A 15,921-nucleotide genomic window follows, 5' to 3' on the forward strand; every position below is an offset into this window, starting at 1 on the left:
GGAACCATCCGTGATGCGCGGCATCGGACGCTATGATGGACGGCTTTTTCCGGCCACGTCCGCTCCTCTTTCTAGCTCGCTTCTTCCGGTGACGGACCTCCACGCGCAACCCGCTGCACCCACCCAGCATCGCCACTCGCCGCTTGCGCGCGCCGGGCTGGGGTGGTTCGTGCTGCTGGTCGTCTACGCAAGCCTGTATCCGTTTGCCGGCTGGACAGACACCGGCGTGTCGCCGTTCGCCTTCCTGAGCGCACCGCTGCCGCGCTACAACACCGCCTTCGACATGCTCACCAACGTGTGGGGCTACATGCCGCTGGGCATGCTGACGGTGCTGGCGCTGCACCCGCGCATCACCGGCTGGCGCGCGGTCTTGCTGGCGCTGCTGGCGGGGTTGCTGCTCTCCGGCGCGATGGAGGCGATCCAGACCTATCTGCCCACGCGCGTGTCCTCCAATGTCGATCTGGCGACGAACACGCTGGGCGCCTTGCTGGGCGGCCTCGTCATGTTGCCTTTTGCGGCGCGGCTGATCGACCGCGGCGGGCTGCGCCGCCTGCGCCGCCGGTGGTTCGAGCCACATGCGACCTTTGCCATCCTGCTGATGCTGGTGTGGCCGTTCGCACAGATTTTTCCGCAGGAATTCCTCTTCAGCATGGGCGGAGTGATCCGCAGCATCCTGCTCGATCCATCGCCGGATGCGTTTGTGGTCAACCTCGTCAACGGCTGGTTTCCGGAGCTGTTCGACTGGCAGGACAAGCTGACGGCGCACCCGGAAGCACTGCAGCGCCAGGAACTGCTGGAAGCGCTCATCACCGCCTGCAGCTGGATCGGCACGGGGCTGCTGGCCAGCGTGGCCATGCGCAGCGGTGCGCCCATGCTGCGCCTGCTGGCTGCGCTGCTGGCCGGCGCGCTGCTGGTCAAGGCGGGGGCGACGGTGCTGCAGTTTCCGCTGGGCGGCGCGTGGGACTGGCTTTCGTCCGGCGCGCGTTTCGGGCTGATCGTCGGCTCGCTGGTGCTCGTGCTGCTGGTGCGGCTGCCGCGCTGGTTGCGCGGCGCGCTGGCCATGACGCTGCTGATTGCGCTGATCATCCTGTCCAATGTGCTGCCGCCGAGCCCGTATTCGTGGGTGTCGGCGCAAAGCTGGCGGCTCGGGCGCTTCGTCCATTTCAACAGCCTGTCGCAATGGATCGGCTGGCTGTGGCCGTTTCTGGGCCTCGGCTATCTCGCCTGGCGCGCCGAGCAGACGCAGCTGCAGCGGCGCGCCGGACGTCACGCGCGTTGAGTGCCCGCCGCAGCAGATGCGGGATGCGGTGAGGCAGCGCGCCGCACCGCGATCAGCGCTGCCAGCGCCGCAAGATACATTGCCGCCATGGCGACAAAACCCTCGCGCCACCCAAACAAGCCCGTCGACAATGCTGCCACGCCCAGGCCGATGAGCGCGCCGCCCTTGGCTGCGCTGCTGCACAACCCCAACGCAAAGCCTTGGCGGTGTTCCGGGCTGGTTTCCACCACCAGGCTATTGAGCACCGGCAGCAGGCCGCCCAGGCACAGGCCCCACGCCAGGCGCGCAGCAATGAATGCGTTTTCTCCTTGCGCAATGCCCTGCCAGAGCGCGGTGAGGCCGCAGACAGCGGTCAACGCACAGACGCGCCCCAGCGTGACATGCACGGGCAGGCTCGCAAAACGCTTTGCCCACCAGCGCGCAGACAGCGCCAGTGTCGCGGCCGTGGCACTGTAGGCCAAGCCTGCCAGCATCACCGACCCATGCAGCGTCTCGGTGATGTAGGGTGCAAGAAAGCCTTGCGGCATGACGCGCGCCGCCTGCACTGCCACCATGCCCAGCAGCAGCCCGATCACCAGGCCACCCAGCGGAGCGCGACCTGCCCGGCGAGCGTCGGCGTCCTGGTGGATCTCGGACGTTGGAGCGGGCTTGATGGCGGGCAGACAGAACATCGCCAGCGGAATGCACGCCAGGATCACCGCAGCGCCCGCCGTGTTCGCCATGCGGAAGCCCATCCACCCCACGAGCCACGCACCGACGGGCGGCGCCATGAAGCTGCCGCACGCCGTGACGGTCTGCAGATCGGCGAAGACGCGCCGGCGCATGTCGGCAGGTGCCACGCGCATCGCGTAGATCTGTGCGGCTGCCAGAAAGCCGGCCAGCCCGCCTTGCACGGTGCGCGCCAGCAGCACGCTGGCCGCCGAGTCCGCATAGACCGACCACAGCTGCGACGCTGCCAGTGCGATGAGCGCTCGCAGGATCATCGGCTTGGGTCCGACGCGATCAGCCAGGCGGCCCCACCAGGGCGCGGTGATGAGCGTGGCGGCCATCGGTGCGAAGTACGCTGCGCTCGCCACCCATGCGAACGGCACATGCGGCACCGGCGACAACTCGCGCAGGAACAGTGGCCAGAACGGCCCCGTCATTTCCATCGCGCCCATTGAAAGGGCCTGGATGACGAGGAGCCACCGAATGGCCCCGCGCCACGCGTCCACGGGCGTTGCGGAGCTCATGTTCGAACCGCGTCGGCCAGCGGGTTAGGCAGCGCGGCGTGCATGTCGTCGGACTGGTCGCGCAGGCGCATGCGGACGAACGTCTTGAACGACCATGGCGCTTCGAGCAGCGCGTGGCGCTCCTGCTTCCAGGTGTCGGCATCGAGCGCCGTGCGGTTTGCCTCGAACACGGCCTGCATGGCGTCATGCCACTGGCGTAGCCCGACGGCGCTCCCGTGTTCGGGAAACAGCGCCAGCGCCAGCTCACCGATATGGCACAGCAGGAAGGCGTGGATCAGCTTCTTGCGCGGGATGTCCCGATCGGGATACGTGGTGTGGCCGGCACGGAACGGCTCGATCGAGAAGCCTTGGCCCCGCAGCGTCGGCAGGGCGATCTTCACGTCGCCAAAGTCACGCACCACCAGCCGCACCGGCATACCGGCCTCGTCGATGACGACGAAGGTGTTCTGCTGATGCGCCTCCAAAGCGATGCCGTAACGCAAATAGAGGCCGACGATGGCCGGAATGGCGACGTGCAGGTACGCATCGAAAAAGCGCGCAGCCCGCTCGGCGCGCGTGCCGTCGGCCTGGCGCGCCAGCACGGTCTCGAGCAGCAGCGGTGCTGCTGCGTGCGTCATGTCGGCGGTGAAGTCGGGCGTGAAGAGGGCACCGACCGGCAGCAGCCGTTCGTTGCCGGCAATGCGTGCGGTCGGGTTGTCGCGCACGATCATCGAGAGATGCCGGGCGCGATCGTCGGCGGTGCCGGCCAAGTGGATGCCATGGCGCTCCGGCACGATCGACAAGACGCGCGCCAATGCTGCGTCGTTCGCGAGGATGCGTTCCAGCAGGGCGCTCACGCGCGGGCCCATCACCGCCGACTTGGGCGATACGGTGCGCTCAACGCTGGTCAGCCGCATGCTGACCGGCAGCTTGAGCATCGGACCGCCCGGCGCGTCGGTCGCGGCCACGGTGCGGAATGACATTGTTGGCCGGGCGGCAATGTTGATGTCCGGCAAACGGATCAATTCGCCTGCGGCAAATTCTGCGGCGAAAGTCTCGCCGAGTGTCGTGTCGCGCTGCCATGGGTGAACCGGCAGCGGCAGCCACGCTTCGGGCGCAAGCTGGCGCGCCAACAGGGCTTTGCGAAACGCCGCCATGGTTTGCGGGAACGTCGCCGCGAACCAATTAGCGTACGGCTGCACACCGTCCATCGTCGTGACCTGCAGTCGATGCGCCGCCACCGCCACCACGCCGATGGGCACCTGTGCCTCGAACTCTGGCGACAGCGCAATCACCTGGTCGGGAGCCAGTCCCAGCCGTGTCTTGTAGGCCGGATGCCACGGGTGGCCGCCGGTGCCCCACTGCTCGGTGCGCGCCAAGGCGTGGGGCGTGCCGTCGCCGCAGAGCAGGGCCAGCGCGTCTTGCCACGCGGCGGTGCGGTGCTCGGCAGCGAGACGTGCGCCCCAGGCGAGCCGATAGGCCTGGCACAGCGTGTCGTTGTCCTGGCTGTTGTCGAGTTCTGCCGCGAGCCGGCCGATGGCGGCGAGGCGATGGGCCTCGGCGGCATCGCCCATGTCCAGCATGGGCGCGAGCCAGTGGAGCAGGGCTGATGGACGTTCAATCGGCGTCGGCGGGCGATCGTGCGCCAGCACAGCGACGTCGCCCGTCAATGTCCAGCTGCCGAGTGCGCCCGGCCGCAAGCCAGTGAAGCGTAACAGCACGCGCTGCTGCCAGATCGGCAGCAACGTCACATCGGCGCGCGTATCGGCGATGAGTCGATCTGCGCTGAGCAGCGCTTCACGAAACAGCGCCTGCAGCAGGCGCGACAGCACCCGGCGGCGTGCCAACTGCTGCGCCGCCGACCAATGTTCGGTCTGCACGCCGGCTTTGCGCAGCGCGGGAATGGATTCAAGACGGAGGTTGCCGGCCGCGGCGGCAGCGGATGCGGTTTCGGTGTGGGCGGCGGTATCAGATCGACGTTGCACGAGGGCTCCTACGGGACATGAGCGTGTGCAGGCGAGCGGGGCTCGACCCTGCAGCACAGGGGGTCCAGATGTAGGGGCCGCTTCAGAGACAGGCGGGAATGCAACGCTCCCATGACGAAGCTGCACTGGAGGCTTGTTCTCTTCTAGATATGTGCGCAGTGCAGGCAGCCTGGTCGGCTGCATGAAGGCATCATTTGGTGTGCTGCAGTTTAGATGAGAATGATTCCCACTTGCAAAATTATTCCATCAACTTAAGGCGATCGGGTGACAGCACCGGCGCGTGCCGTCTTCACGCAACCGACATGAATCCTTTCTACCTTAGCGCGTGGTGAGTTGACGGCGCGCGCTGCTCGGTCCGGCTCGCTGATGTCATCAGGAGGTCATCCGTGTCTGCGACCCGAAAGGCCCACGCTACCCGTCGATTGCTCGTGGTGTCTGCGGGCGCCCCCGCGTTGCCTGCGTCGCCGCCTCAATCGGTTGCTTCGCGAGACGGCCTGGCGCCTCCTGTGATCCATACCGTCGACTGACTTCGTTGCTCGCGCTCAGTCAGGCGTTGCCCCGTGTTGTCCCCCCCCAACCTCCCAAATACACAGACATCAGGACGAGAACATGACCTCCAACAGTCGCCGTGGTTTTCTCCGTTCCGCTGCCCAACTGGCTGCTGCATCGGCAGCCATGGGCGCGGTGCCCGAAGGCATTCGCCAGGCGCTAGCGATTCCCGCCCACAACGCGCACCGCAATATCGAAGATGTGCAGCACATCGTGATCCTCATGCAGGAAAACCGCTCGTTCGATCATTACTTCGGCACGCTCCGTGGCGTGCGCGGGTATGGCGATACGCGTACCGTCACGCTGCCGACAGGCAAGAGCGTCTGGCATCAGCCGGTAGCCGGTGGCGTGGGCGAAGTGCTGCCGTTCCGCCCGAGCGCGCCTGATCTCGGCCTGCAGTTCCTGCAAGACCTGCCGCACGGCTGGAATGACACGCACCTTGCCGTCAACGGCGGGCGTTACGATGGCTGGGTCCCACACAAGGGCACCACGACGATGGCGTACCTGACGCGTCAGGACATTCCGTTCCACTATGCGCTGGCCGACGCCTTCACCATCTGCGACGCCTATCACTGCGCCACGCCCACGTCGACCGACCCGAACCGCTACTACATGTGGACCGGCTATGTCGGTAACGACAACGTCGGCGGCGGCCCCGTGATCGACAACGCAGAAGCCGGCTACGGCTGGTCGACGTATCCCGAAGTGCTCGAAGCCGCCGGCATCTCGTGGAAGATCTACCAGGACATCGGTACGGGCCTGGACGCCGCAGGCTCATGGGGCTGGACGAGCGACGCCTACATCGGCAACTACGGCGACAACTCGCTGCTGTACTTCAAGCAATATCAGAACGCGCAGCCCGGCAATCCGCTGTACGACAAGGCGCGCACCGGCACCAACGCAGCGGCCGGCGACGGCTACTTCGACATCCTCAAGCGCGACGTGCAGAACGGCACGCTGCCGCAGGTGTCGTGGATTGCCGCGCCGGAAGCGTTCTCCGAGCATCCGAACTGGCCGGCCAACTACGGCGCGTGGTACATCGACCAAGTCCTGCAGATCCTGACTTCCAACCCCGAGGTGTGGAGCAAGACCGCGGTGTTCGTTACCTACGACGAGAACGACGGTTTCTTCGACCACCTCGTCCCGCCGTTTGCCTCATCGGGCAGCAATGGCCTGTCGACGGTCGACACCACGGGCGAGTACTTTCCGGGCAACAGCACGTACGGCGCCGGCAGCTACGGCCTGGGCCAGCGCGTGCCGATGCTCGTGGTATCGCCGTGGTCAAAGGGCGGCTACGTGTGCTCCGAAACGTTCGACCACACGTCGATCATTCGTTTCATCGAGCAGCGCTTCAAGCGCACGCACAACGTGCGCTCGCCGAACATCTCGAAGTGGCGTCGCGCCGTTTGCGGTGATCTGACGTCGGCGTTCAACTTCGCCACGCCCAACGAGGTGGTGCCTGCATTGCCTAGCACCGCGGCCTACGTGCCGAAGGACAAGCTGCGCCACGCCAGCTACGTGCCGCTGCCCCCGCTGGTGCAGGCCGTGCCGAAGCAGGAAGCGGGCGTGCGAGCGTCGCGTGCGCTGCCGTACGAACTGTTCGTGCGCGGGCGCCAGGACGAAGCCGCCGGCAAGTTCCAGCTTGAATTCGTGAACACCGGGGACGTGGGGGCTGCCTTCCTCGTCTACACCGCCGGCAGCACGGATGCGCCGCGCACCTACACGGTCGAGGCAGGCAAGCGGCTGTCGGACAAGCTGGCCGTGAACGCAGGCGGTGCCTACGACTTCACGGTGCACGGCCCGAACGGCTTCCTGCGCCGCTTTGTCGGCAAGCTCACGCTGTCGGGCCTGCTGAGTCCGCACGGTCACGCGCTGGAAGTGAAGGAAGGCTACGACGTGGCCAACGGCAACCTGCAACTGCGCCTCATCAATCACGGCCGTGCGCCGACCGTCTTCACCATCAAGAGCGCTTACACGGGCGAAAGTGTGCAACGCGAAGTGCGCGGCGGTGACGATGCGTCGGTGTACCTCGACTTGCGCAGCCACCACGCCTGGTACGACCTGACCGTCACGGCCAGCACCGATGCCGGTTTCGCGCGTCGCCTTGCCGGCCACGTTGAAACCGGCCGCGTCAGCGCGTCCGATCCAGCGCTGAGCGTATAAGCGAGACCCAAGCAAAACGGCCCGCTGGCTTGATTTGCCAGCGGGCCACTTTTTTTTCTTGCGACGCTCAGCGTCAGAGTTGCTTCGTGTACGTGCGTGCCTGATACAGCGCCAGCGCGCTCAGCCCGACGATCACCACGATCGCCAAGACATCGGCAAACGGATAGCCCCAATAGTGCGTCATTGCGTGGTCTCCCTCGGTTCGGGGTCAAGCAGGCCGGTATCGGCCATACGTTGACGGCCGAACTCGGTGGCGTCTCCGTGGCCTCAGGAGGGACACCGCCGCGGATGACCTCCAGGTTTTCCGCGCTCTCCGACACCATCTCGGCTCAAGTGCCTCTTCTTCCCGGCAAGTGTGCCAAACGATTGTTGATTTATGGAGAACAGTATTTTCTTCAATCTTGTATTTATCCATCAAGGGCAACGATCTATTCTGATCACAAGCGCAACGAACTGAGCGCAACCGAATATCCAGACAGATCAGGAGCCCATCATGAACACCCGCCTCGCAATCGCTTTCTCCCGTCACACCCTGGTGGCCCTGGTGGCCACAGTGTCCGCTTCCGCCGCTCTGCTATCGGCCCAGCCGGCAGCTGCAGCGGTCCAAAGCAGCGCCGATCCGTACACGCAAGGCGCCGTTGCCAAGGCTGACCCCTACACGCAGGGTGCTGCCGCCAAGTACGACGTCTATACCCAGGGTGCGGACCGTCAAGCTGATACCTACGGCTATCTGTCGTGGAACGGCGATGCCTCGTATCCGAAGGCCGCCGCTTCGCAAGCCTGATCGAGCCGTACCAAAGCAAAAGGGCCTTGGGTTCTACCCCAAGGCCCTTTTTGTTTCTGCAGCGTTCCGGCGGTAATCAGACCACTCCGGCTTCGTGTGCCTGCTGATCCGCGTGGTACGAACTGCGCACCATGGCGCCCACGGCCGCGTGCGTGAAGCCCATCTCGTACGCCTTCTCTTCGAACATCTTGAAGGTGTCCGGGTGCACATAGCGCAGCACCGGCAGATGGTGGCCCGACGGCGCCAGATACTGGCCGATGGTCAGCATGTCGATGTCGTGCTCGCGCATGTCGCGCATGACTTCCAGGATTTCCTCATCCGTCTCGCCCAGGCCGACCATCAGGCCGGACTTGGTCGGCACGTTCGGGTTGCGGGCCTTGAAGTCCTTCAGCAGTTTCAGCGAGTGCGCGTAATCCGCACCCGGGCGCGCCTGCTTGTACAGGCGCGGCACCGTTTCGAGGTTGTGGTTCATCACGTCGGGCGGGCATTCCTGCAGGATGTCCAGCGCCTTCTCCAAGCGGCCGCGGAAGTCCGGCACCAGCACTTCGATGCGCGTGGCCGGCGACAGGGCGCGCGTGCGCGAGATGCAATCGACGTAATGCTGGGCGCCGCCGTCACGCAGGTCGTCGCGGTCGACGCTGGTGATGACGACGTAGTTGAGCTTGAGTTCAGCGATCGTCTTGGCCAGGTTTTCCGGCTCGTTCACGTCGAGCGGGTCCGGGCGGCCGTGCCCGACATCGCAGAAGGGGCAGCGGCGCGTGCACTTGTCGCCCATGATCATGAACGTGGCCGTGCCCTTGCCGAAACACTCGCCGATATTCGGGCAACTGGCCTCTTCGCACACCGTCACGAGGTTGTTGGCGCGCAGGATGTCTTTGATTTCGTAGAAGCGCGAGTTGCCGGTGGCGGCGCGCACGCGAATCCAATCCGGCTTCTTGAGCTTCTCGGCCGGCACGATCTTGATGGGGATGCGTGCGGTTTTGTCGAGCGACTTCTGCTTGGCCGTCGCGTCGTACGGTTTGTTCGACGGGGTGGCAGGGGTGGCGACTTCAGTGGCGCCGGCGGCGGAATCGGTCATCGTGTTCTCCGCACGGGCTTGCGGCTCGTGCATATCCGGGCGCTATGCGGTAGCGGCCTCGGCGGGGTGCGCTTGCGCGCGTTGCTGCAATTGAGCGACCAGCGCATTGGCCAGGTCGCGGGAAACGGTTTGCCAGTCGTTCGCATCGACGGCGCGTCCGGACGCATCACGGGCGCCGGCGGTCACCATATCGACGGTTTCCAGGCCGGCATAGCCACACGGGTTGATCTGCGTGAAGGGCGACAGGTCCATCGCCAGGTTCAGGCTCACGCCGTGGTAGCTGCAGCCGTTGCGGATCTTCAGCCCCAGCGCGGCGATCTTGGCGCCGGCATGCGGCCCGCTCGACAGGTAGATGCCGGGGGCGCCAGCCTTGCGTTCGGAGGCGACATTATACGTGGCGAGCGTCTGGATGACGGCCGCCTCGATGGCATCGACCAGCGCCTTCACGAACAGCCCGCGTCGGCGCAAATCCAGCAAAAGGTAAGCGACAACTTGGCCGGGGCCGTGATAAGTGATCTGACCGCCACGGTCGACTTTCACCAGCGGAATGTTGCCGGGGGCCAACAGATGCGCGGGATCACCGGCCAGGCCGAGCGTGAACACCGGCGGGTGTTCGACCAGCCAGATCGTGTCAGGAGTATCGGGCCCGCGCCGCGCGGTAAATGTCTGCATTTCGTCGAAGCAAGCGGCGTAGTCCTGCAGGCCGCGTTCGACGATGTCAATCGGAATCATGTCCGCGAGTGTAGCGCAGGGCCGTCGATGTCGCCGTGCGCCTTTGCCCGCTTCGGTCGCAGGGTCGGGCAAAAAAATGCCGGCGCGATGGGAGGCATCGGCGCCGGCATCGGCTTTTGCGGCAGATGCCGCAAAAGGAGGCTTGAAACAGATTTCGCGCTCAGGCCGCCACGATGGGCGTGTCGGCGTGCTCGTTCCAGCCGAGCGCCGCGAGCGTGTGGCGCCAGCCGTTCGTGACGTGCCACGGCTTGCGCGGCATATGGCCGTCGGTGGCTTCTACTGCCAATGCCACTGGGCCAAGGGCTTTCGGGTCTACCGAGACGACGATTTCTTCGCCGCGCTTCACGGCAACGCTGCCGCCCGCGCGCAGCCATTCGTCGCCGGCTTTGTTCTCGTGCGTGACCCATACGTCGCGACCGCAGGCTTCTTCGACGCGCAGATTCTGGTTGGCCGGCATGCGCAATGCCACCACTTCGCCGGGCTGCAGAGTGAATACAATTTTTGTTAGTACAGCTTTCATGATCGGCTCCTTCACGGCATCGGGATGGGGCCTTGCCGTTGAAGGAAGTCTAGGCGCTTGGTTGCCTAGTACCAAACGATATATATTGCGTTTCTTGATAGTGCAGCTCACATAAAAATCACCCGGCGCTACGAAAATCGGGAGGGAAAGATGACCGAAATCCGCGAACCGATGCGCTTGCCGTCACTTGGCGCGCTGAGGGTGTTCGAGGCGGCAGCCCGCTATGAGAGTTTTTCGCGTGCAGCGACGGAGCTGTTCGTTACGCACGGCGCCGTCAGCCATCAGATGCGCACTCTGGAAGACGAGCTGGGCGTGCCGTTGTTCGAGCGGCGGGGCAAGCGCGTCATGCTCACGCACGCGGGCCGCGCCTATGCCGATCGCGTGCGCGAGGCGCTCGACCAGATCGCCCAGGCTACGCACCAACTGCGCGCCGGTAACCGCGACAACCGCCTGGCCATCAGCACGATGCCGTCGTTTGCGGCGCGCTGGCTGACGCCGCATATCGGCACCTTCATCGAGCGCCATCCCGAGTTGGAAGTGGAACTGTTCTCCAGCCCCGCGCTGGTCGATTTTGCGCGCGAAGAGGTGGACGTGGCGCTGCGCATGGGTTCGGGCAACTATCCGGGCCTGTACGTGGAAAAGCTGCTCGACGATGTGTTCTTCCCGATCTGCAGCCCGTCGTTCAACGGCGGACGCCTGCCGCGCACGCTGGCCGAGATGGCAAGCATGACCCTGCTGCGCAGCGAGGGCGAGGCATGGAAACCGTGGTTCGATGCGGCCGGCCTTGAGGGGTTTGTGGAGCCGCGCGGGGGGCTGATGTTCCAGGATTCGTCATTGCTGTTGCAGGCCGCGGCAGCGGGGCAGGGCATTGCGCTGATCCGCCCGACGCTGGCGTTCAACGAATTGCTGGCCGGCCGCGTGGTGCGCCTGTTCGAGACGACGATCCCCTGTCCGTGGAACTACTACTTCGTCTGTCCACACAGCGCGCTGCAGACGCCCAAGATGCAGGCGTTCCGCACGTGGCTGCTGCCGGAGATTGCGGCGTTCAAGCTCAAGCTGGCGGGGCTGATGAACGACAACGCGGTGTGCCTGGGGCACGTGTCCAAGGGCTGAGCCCGGGCATCGGAAAAAATCCTCGACAAAGCAAAACGCCCCGGCATGACCGGGGCGTTTTGCGTTCTGCTGAGTGCTGCGGAGGTGCGTTACAGCACGATTTTTACCATCGGATGGCTCGTCAGCGCCTGGTAAAGCGCGTCGAGCTGTTCGCGGCTCGTCGCACGCACGATCACCGTCAGGCCCAGGTAGTTGCCACTGGAGGACGGACGCTTTTCCAGGCGCCCTTCGTGGAACTCCGGATCGTGCAGGCGGACGACCTCGACAATGGTCGCGGCAAAGTCGTCATGCATCGGCCCCATCACCTTGATGGGGAAATCGCTCGGGTACTCGATGAGCGACTGTTCGGGCGGAATATGGCCCGGCGGGGGCGTGTGAGAGGAGGTCATGTCGAAGTAAGTGGGGACGACTACTTCTTTTTAAACCACAGCTTGACCGCGTCGATCGTGCGGCCGACGAAGCCGGCTTCCGGCACCGCTTCGAGCGCCACCACCGGGAATTCCGACACCACGGTCGAACCGTCCATCACCTTCACAGTGCCCAGCTGCTGGCCTTGTGCGATCGGGGCGATCAGCGGGTCCTTGCGCTCGAGCACAGGCTTCAGGCGCGCACCTGCGCCCTTGGGCACGGTGATCCACTTGTCCTCCGGCACGCCCAGCTTCACGCTCTTGGCCTGGCCCTTGTACACGTCGGGCGTCTGCAGCGCTTCCTTGGCCTTGTACAGGCGTACGGTATCGAAGAACTGATAGCCGTAGTTCAGAACTTTCAGGCTCTCCTGTGTGCGGATAGCGTCGCTCTTGGTGCCGATGATGACCGACAGCAAGCGACGGTTCGCGCCGGGCACGTCCGGCAGCGGACGGTTGGCAGAGGTGACGAGGCAGTAGCCGGCCGACTTGGTGTGGCCCGTCTTGCCGCCGTCGACGGTCGGGTCGAGCCACAGCAGGCGGTTGCGGTTGGACTGCTTGATGTTGTTATAGGTGAATTCCTTCTGCGAGTAGAACTTGTAGTCCTGCGGGAAATCCTTGATCAGCGCCGCGGTCAGGATCGAAAGATCACGTGCCGTGGAGTAGTGGTTCGGATCAGGCAGGCCCGCGGCGTTCGCGAAATGCGTGTTCTTCATGCCCAGACGCTCGGCTTCGCGGTTCATCAGCATCACGAAGTTCGTCTCGGTGCCGCCTACGGCCTCTGCCAGCACGAGGGCTGCATCGTTGCCAGACTGGATGATCAGGCCTTGCGTCATCTCCCGCACCGAGGCCGGTTTGCCGGCTTCCAGGAACATGCGCGATTCGTCGGTCTTGACGGAGCGCACGGTCTCGGTGGGCGTGATCATCTGGTCGTACTTGAGCTTGCCGTCGCGCACGGCTTCGAAGACCAGATAGGCCGTCATCAGCTTGGTGAGCGAGGCGGGCTCGATGCGTTCGTCCATGTTGGTGCCGCCGAGCACCTGGCCGCTGGTCACGTCGGTCAGCATCCATGAGCGGGCCGCGACCTGCGGTGCGGGCACCGGCTGCGCCATAGCGGGTAGCGCAGTGACCAGCACGGCGGCCGCCACGGCGGTTGCGGCGGCGGAATGGAAGGCGAAGGGCGTGAAATGGGCGAAGCGGGTCTGCATGTCGGGTCCTGCGGTCTGCTTGGAATTCAATGGCGCCGCCTGCCAGAAAAAAGGGGGGGAGGCGCGGCGTCCGGAAAATCAACGGGTGGGTGTTACGGTTTTGGCGCCCAGGCGCCTGTAATGAGCTGCCGGATCAGATGCAGCTTGCGGTGGAAGAAATGATCGGCGCCCGGGATGACGATCACGGGCAGCTCCTGCGGCCGCGCCCAGTTGAGCACGTCGATCAGCGGCACGGTGTCATCCTGTTCGCCGTGGATGATGATGGTGTCGGCCGGCACCGGGGCGACATCCCAGCGCGAGGTGGCGGTGCCGACCAGCGCCAGGCGTTCGGCAGGCGTGCCGGCCTCGGCCAGGCGGCGTGCCACCTGAGACACGACAAAGCTGCCGAAGGAGAAGCCGCCCAGTGCCAGCGGCAGTGTGGCCACATCGGCGGACCATTCGGTCTGTGTACGCATCCAGTCGAGCACGGCCAGCATGTCGTCCTGCTCGCCGATGCCGTTGTCATGCGTGCCCTCGGTCTTGCCTACGCCGCGGAAGTTCAGGCGCACCGTCACATAGCCGAGGCCGACGAAGGTGCGTGCCAGCGTCTGCGCGACTTTGTTGTCCTTGGTGCCGCCGAACAGCGGATGAGGATGGCCGATGAGGGCCAAGCCGCGCGGCGCGGTGTCTGGCCGGTCGATCGACAGGTCGATCTGTCCGACCGGGCCGGGAATTAGGCGTTCTTCGGTATGAACGTTCATGGAGAAGGGGAAAGCAGATGCAGTAAAGCGCGGGCTCACGCGCTGGCAGGGCGGTCGACCATCAGCCGTTCGACCGGTTTGCCTTCGATCAGATGGCTCTGGATGATCTCGTCGATGTCTTCCTTGTCGACAAAGGTGTACCAGACGGCCTCGGGGTAGACCACCATGACCGGACCGAGTTCGCAGCGGTCCAGGCAGCCCGCCTTGTTGATGCGCACGCGGCCTTCGCCGTTGATGCCGAGTTCCTTGCAGCGCTTCTTGGCGTATTCCTGCATCGCCTTGGCGCCAAAGTCGGCGCAGCAGCGCGAGCCGTCCTCGCGTTCGTTCAGGCAGAAGAAAACGTGGTGCTGATAGTGGCTGCTCATGGGCGGACCGAGAAGGCTGGGAGGGCTGCGTGACAGCGCGCACGGCAGGACGTGAATAGCTTCCTGGCGTCGCGCACACATGTGGATTTGCGTAACGAGCCGGCATTATACGGCCCCGATGTCTCCTCTCCCCCAGCAGGCGGGCGCGAGGCAACCGCGCGATGCTGCGTTGCAACACGTTATCCGGATGTCCGGACACCCGCTGTGCGCGGATTCCGGGATTGACGACGGTTGGGGCGGGTGCCATCGTAGTCACACCAAGCTGGTACAAGGGCTGGCGGGCCGTCAGTGTCTGAAATTGAGGTTGGCATAGCCCTTGCAATTAAGAGCGACCTGCTGCGGGAGATGCCGGACACATCAGCGTATCGAGGCAGGAGAGAGACCACACCAGGGCGGGTCGGACCGGGCGAGCAGCTGAGCGCACGGCCGGTCTGTGACACTCGAGGAAGACATGAAAAAACCGTTCTACAAAATCCTGTACGTACAGGTGCTGGCGGCCATCGTCATCGGCGTTCTGCTGGGCCATTACTCGCCCGAACTCGCCGTCAAGATGAAGCCGCTGGGCGATGGCTTCATCCAACTGATCAAGATGGTGATCGGCCCGATCATCTTCTGTACTGTCGTCTCCGGCATTGCCGGCATGCGCGACATGAAGAAGGTGGGCCGCGTGGGCGGCAAGGCGTTGCTCTACTTCGAGGTCGTCTCGACCTTCGCGCTGATCATCGGTCTCGCGGCGGGCCACATCTTCAACCCCGGCGCGGGCTTTAACGTCGACGTCAACACCATCGATGCCAAGGCTGTGGCGCAGTACGCCGCCAAGGCGCACTCGGCCAGCACGGTCGACTTCCTGCTCAACATCATCCCGAGCACGGTGGTGGATGCCTTCGCCAAGGGCGACATCCTGCAGATCCTGCTGATCGCGCTGCTGTTTGGGGGTGCACTTTCTGCCATGGGCGAGCGCGCGCAGATGGTGACGGACTTCATCGACCAGATCTCGCACGTGTTCTTCCGTATCGTGCACGTCATCACGCGTGTGGCCCCGATCGGTGCCTTTGGCGCCATGGCTTTCACCATCGGCAAATACGGCGTGATCTCGCTGGTGCCGCTGCTCAAGCTGGTCGGCACGTTCTACTTCACGGCGATCATCTTTGTCGTGGTGGTGCTGGGCATCATCGCGCGGGTGGTCGGCTTCAACATCTTCCGCTTCGTTGCGTACATCAAGGAAGAACTGCTAATCGTGCTCGGCACCAGCTCGTCGGAATCGGCGCTGCCGCACCTGATGGAAAAGATGGAGAAGCTGGGCTGCTCGAAGTCGGTGGTGGGCCTGGTGGTTCCGACCGGTTACTCGTTCAATCTGGACGGCACCAACATCTACATGACGATGGCGGTGATCTTCATCTCGCAAGCACTGAACATCGAGCTGACCTGGACGCAGCAGCTGACCATCCTGGCTGTTGCCATGCTGACGTCGAAGGGCGCATCGGGCATCACCGGTGCGGGCTTCATCACGCTGGCCGCAACGCTGGCCGTGGTGCCGGATATTCCGGTGGCGGGCATGGTGCTGATTCTCGGTATCGACCGCTTCATGAGCGAATGCCGTGCCCTGACCAACATCACCGGCAACGGCGTGGCCTGCGTGGTGATCTCGGCCTGGGAGCGTGAATTGGATCGCGCCAAACTGGCTCGCGTGCTGTCGGGCGACCGCAGCGACGAGGGCGTGCCGGCCACCCCGGCAGTTTGATCGATCGGTTCTAGCCGGCGCCTGCGGGCGCCGGCGCCTGAAAGCGCAA

The 15,921-nt window shown here is 64.7% G+C and carries 14 protein-coding genes; 5 read left to right on the forward strand and 9 right to left on the reverse strand.

The genetic code is table 11. The annotated features are described in order from the left end of the window. Nucleotides 1-13 precede the first annotated feature (13 nt). A complete protein-coding gene (locus tag CFE42_RS23105) occupies nucleotides 14-1,279 on the forward strand; it encodes a VanZ family protein (RefSeq protein ID WP_004633787.1) in 1,266 nt (421 codons plus the stop codon). Here the strand turns inward: CFE42_RS23105 and CFE42_RS23110 are convergent. Both CFE42_RS23110 and CFE42_RS23115 read right to left on the reverse strand, forming a co-directional pair. Then, nucleotides 1,267-2,511 carry a rhizoferrin export MFS transporter gene (locus CFE42_RS23110; RefSeq protein WP_004633789.1) on the reverse strand — a complete coding sequence of 415 codons (1,245 nt, stop codon included), beginning with the start codon at nucleotides 2,509-2,511 and terminating at the stop codon, nucleotides 1,267-1,269. The genes CFE42_RS23105 and CFE42_RS23110 overlap by 13 nt on opposite strands. Next, nucleotides 2,508-4,475, reverse strand: coding sequence for an NRPS-independent rhizoferrin synthetase (locus CFE42_RS23115; RefSeq protein ID WP_004633791.1), 1,968 nt, complete (start codon nucleotides 4,473-4,475; stop codon nucleotides 2,508-2,510). Before CFE42_RS23115 ends, CFE42_RS23110 begins: the two co-directional genes overlap by 4 nt. Nucleotides 4,476-5,084: 609 nt before the next feature. Between CFE42_RS23115 and CFE42_RS23120 the strand changes: the two genes are divergently transcribed. Next, nucleotides 5,085-7,187, forward strand: a complete 2,103-nt coding sequence (locus CFE42_RS23120; RefSeq protein WP_004633794.1) for a phosphocholine-specific phospholipase C — start codon at nucleotides 5,085-5,087, stop codon at nucleotides 7,185-7,187. A gap of 493 nt (nucleotides 7,188-7,680) precedes the next feature. Continuing rightward, nucleotides 7,681-7,971, forward strand: a complete 291-nt coding sequence (locus tag CFE42_RS23125) for a hypothetical protein (RefSeq protein WP_004633798.1) — start codon at nucleotides 7,681-7,683, stop codon at nucleotides 7,969-7,971. 76 nt (nucleotides 7,972-8,047) lie between these two features. On the opposite strand, the gene lipA is transcribed toward CFE42_RS23125, so the two are convergent. The 3 genes from lipA to CFE42_RS23140 all read right to left on the reverse strand — a co-directional run bounded on the left by lipA (nucleotide 8,048) and on the right by CFE42_RS23140 (nucleotide 10,301). After that, on the reverse strand, nucleotides 8,048-9,049 hold the full coding sequence (gene lipA / locus CFE42_RS23130; protein WP_004633801.1) for a lipoyl synthase: 1,002 nt from the start codon (nucleotides 9,047-9,049) through the stop codon (nucleotides 8,048-8,050). 42 nt (nucleotides 9,050-9,091) lie between these two features. Further along, complete coding sequence (lipB, locus tag CFE42_RS23135) at nucleotides 9,092-9,781, reverse strand: lipoyl(octanoyl) transferase LipB (protein WP_004633803.1); 690 nt, start codon at nucleotides 9,779-9,781, stop codon at nucleotides 9,092-9,094. 160 nt (nucleotides 9,782-9,941) lie between these two features. Then, nucleotides 9,942-10,301 carry a DUF2917 domain-containing protein gene (locus tag CFE42_RS23140; RefSeq protein WP_004633805.1) on the reverse strand — a complete coding sequence of 120 codons (360 nt, stop codon included), beginning with the start codon at nucleotides 10,299-10,301 and terminating at the stop codon, nucleotides 9,942-9,944. A gap of 150 nt (nucleotides 10,302-10,451) precedes the next feature. Here CFE42_RS23140 and CFE42_RS23145 point away from each other — a divergent pair, with 150 nt between their 5' ends. Continuing rightward, nucleotides 10,452-11,414, forward strand: coding sequence for a transcriptional regulator GcvA (locus CFE42_RS23145; RefSeq protein WP_004633806.1), 963 nt, complete (start codon nucleotides 10,452-10,454; stop codon nucleotides 11,412-11,414). A gap of 89 nt (nucleotides 11,415-11,503) precedes the next feature. Here the strand turns inward: CFE42_RS23145 and CFE42_RS23150 are convergent, their stop codons facing one another. From CFE42_RS23150 to CFE42_RS23165, 4 genes are all read right to left on the reverse strand, one after another. Continuing rightward, nucleotides 11,504-11,803 (reverse strand): YbeD family protein, encoded by a 300-nt coding sequence (locus CFE42_RS23150; protein WP_004633811.1) that lies wholly within the window; start codon nucleotides 11,801-11,803, stop codon nucleotides 11,504-11,506. A 20-nt stretch (nucleotides 11,804-11,823) separates the two neighbouring features. After that, a complete protein-coding gene (locus tag CFE42_RS23155; RefSeq protein WP_004633814.1) occupies nucleotides 11,824-13,026 on the reverse strand; it encodes a D-alanyl-D-alanine carboxypeptidase family protein in 1,203 nt (400 codons plus the stop codon). 92 nt (nucleotides 13,027-13,118) lie between these two features. Further along, nucleotides 13,119-13,766 carry an alpha/beta hydrolase gene (locus CFE42_RS23160; protein ID WP_004633816.1) on the reverse strand — a complete coding sequence of 216 codons (648 nt, stop codon included), beginning with the start codon at nucleotides 13,764-13,766 and terminating at the stop codon, nucleotides 13,119-13,121. Nucleotides 13,767-13,801: 35 nt separating this feature from the next. After that, a complete protein-coding gene (locus tag CFE42_RS23165) occupies nucleotides 13,802-14,131 on the reverse strand; it encodes a ferredoxin (RefSeq protein WP_004633818.1) in 330 nt (109 codons plus the stop codon). Nucleotides 14,132-14,582: 451 nt separating this feature from the next. Between CFE42_RS23165 and CFE42_RS23170 the strand changes: the two genes are divergently transcribed. Continuing rightward, nucleotides 14,583-15,872 carry a dicarboxylate/amino acid:cation symporter gene (locus CFE42_RS23170; protein WP_004633821.1) on the forward strand — a complete coding sequence of 430 codons (1,290 nt, stop codon included), beginning with the start codon at nucleotides 14,583-14,585 and terminating at the stop codon, nucleotides 15,870-15,872. Nucleotides 15,873-15,921 lie beyond the last annotated feature (49 nt).

The organism is Ralstonia sp. PBBBR1 (assembly GCF_002256165.1).
In the GTDB taxonomy this organism is placed as follows: Bacteria; Pseudomonadota; Gammaproteobacteria; order Burkholderiales; family Burkholderiaceae; genus Ralstonia; species Ralstonia thomasii.

What these genes read in the sequence shown, in the direction of transcription:
- CFE42_RS23105 (WP_004633787.1), top strand. Translation starts at nt 14, where the DNA reads ATGCGCGGCATCGGACGCTATGATGGACGGCTTTTTCCGGCCACGTCC.
- CFE42_RS23110 (WP_004633789.1), bottom strand. Translation starts at nt 2,511, where the DNA reads ATGAGCTCCGCAACGCCCGTGGACGCGTGGCGCGGGGCCATTCGGTGG.
- CFE42_RS23120 (WP_004633794.1), top strand. Translation starts at nt 5,085, where the DNA reads ATGACCTCCAACAGTCGCCGTGGTTTTCTCCGTTCCGCTGCCCAACTG.
- CFE42_RS23125 (WP_004633798.1), top strand. Translation starts at nt 7,681, where the DNA reads ATGAACACCCGCCTCGCAATCGCTTTCTCCCGTCACACCCTGGTGGCC.
- lipA (WP_004633801.1), bottom strand. Translation starts at nt 9,049, where the DNA reads ATGACCGATTCCGCCGCCGGCGCCACTGAAGTCGCCACCCCTGCCACC.
- lipB (WP_004633803.1), bottom strand. Translation starts at nt 9,781, where the DNA reads ATGATTCCGATTGACATCGTCGAACGCGGCCTGCAGGACTACGCCGCT.
- CFE42_RS23140 (WP_004633805.1), bottom strand. Translation starts at nt 10,301, where the DNA reads ATGAAAGCTGTACTAACAAAAATTGTATTCACTCTGCAGCCCGGCGAA.
- CFE42_RS23145 (WP_004633806.1), top strand. Translation starts at nt 10,452, where the DNA reads ATGACCGAAATCCGCGAACCGATGCGCTTGCCGTCACTTGGCGCGCTG.
- CFE42_RS23150 (WP_004633811.1), bottom strand. Translation starts at nt 11,803, where the DNA reads ATGACCTCCTCTCACACGCCCCCGCCGGGCCATATTCCGCCCGAACAG.
- CFE42_RS23155 (WP_004633814.1), bottom strand. Translation starts at nt 13,026, where the DNA reads ATGCAGACCCGCTTCGCCCATTTCACGCCCTTCGCCTTCCATTCCGCC.
- CFE42_RS23160 (WP_004633816.1), bottom strand. Translation starts at nt 13,766, where the DNA reads ATGAACGTTCATACCGAAGAACGCCTAATTCCCGGCCCGGTCGGACAG.
- CFE42_RS23165 (WP_004633818.1), bottom strand. Translation starts at nt 14,131, where the DNA reads ATGAGCAGCCACTATCAGCACCACGTTTTCTTCTGCCTGAACGAACGC.
- CFE42_RS23170 (WP_004633821.1), top strand. Translation starts at nt 14,583, where the DNA reads ATGAAAAAACCGTTCTACAAAATCCTGTACGTACAGGTGCTGGCGGCC.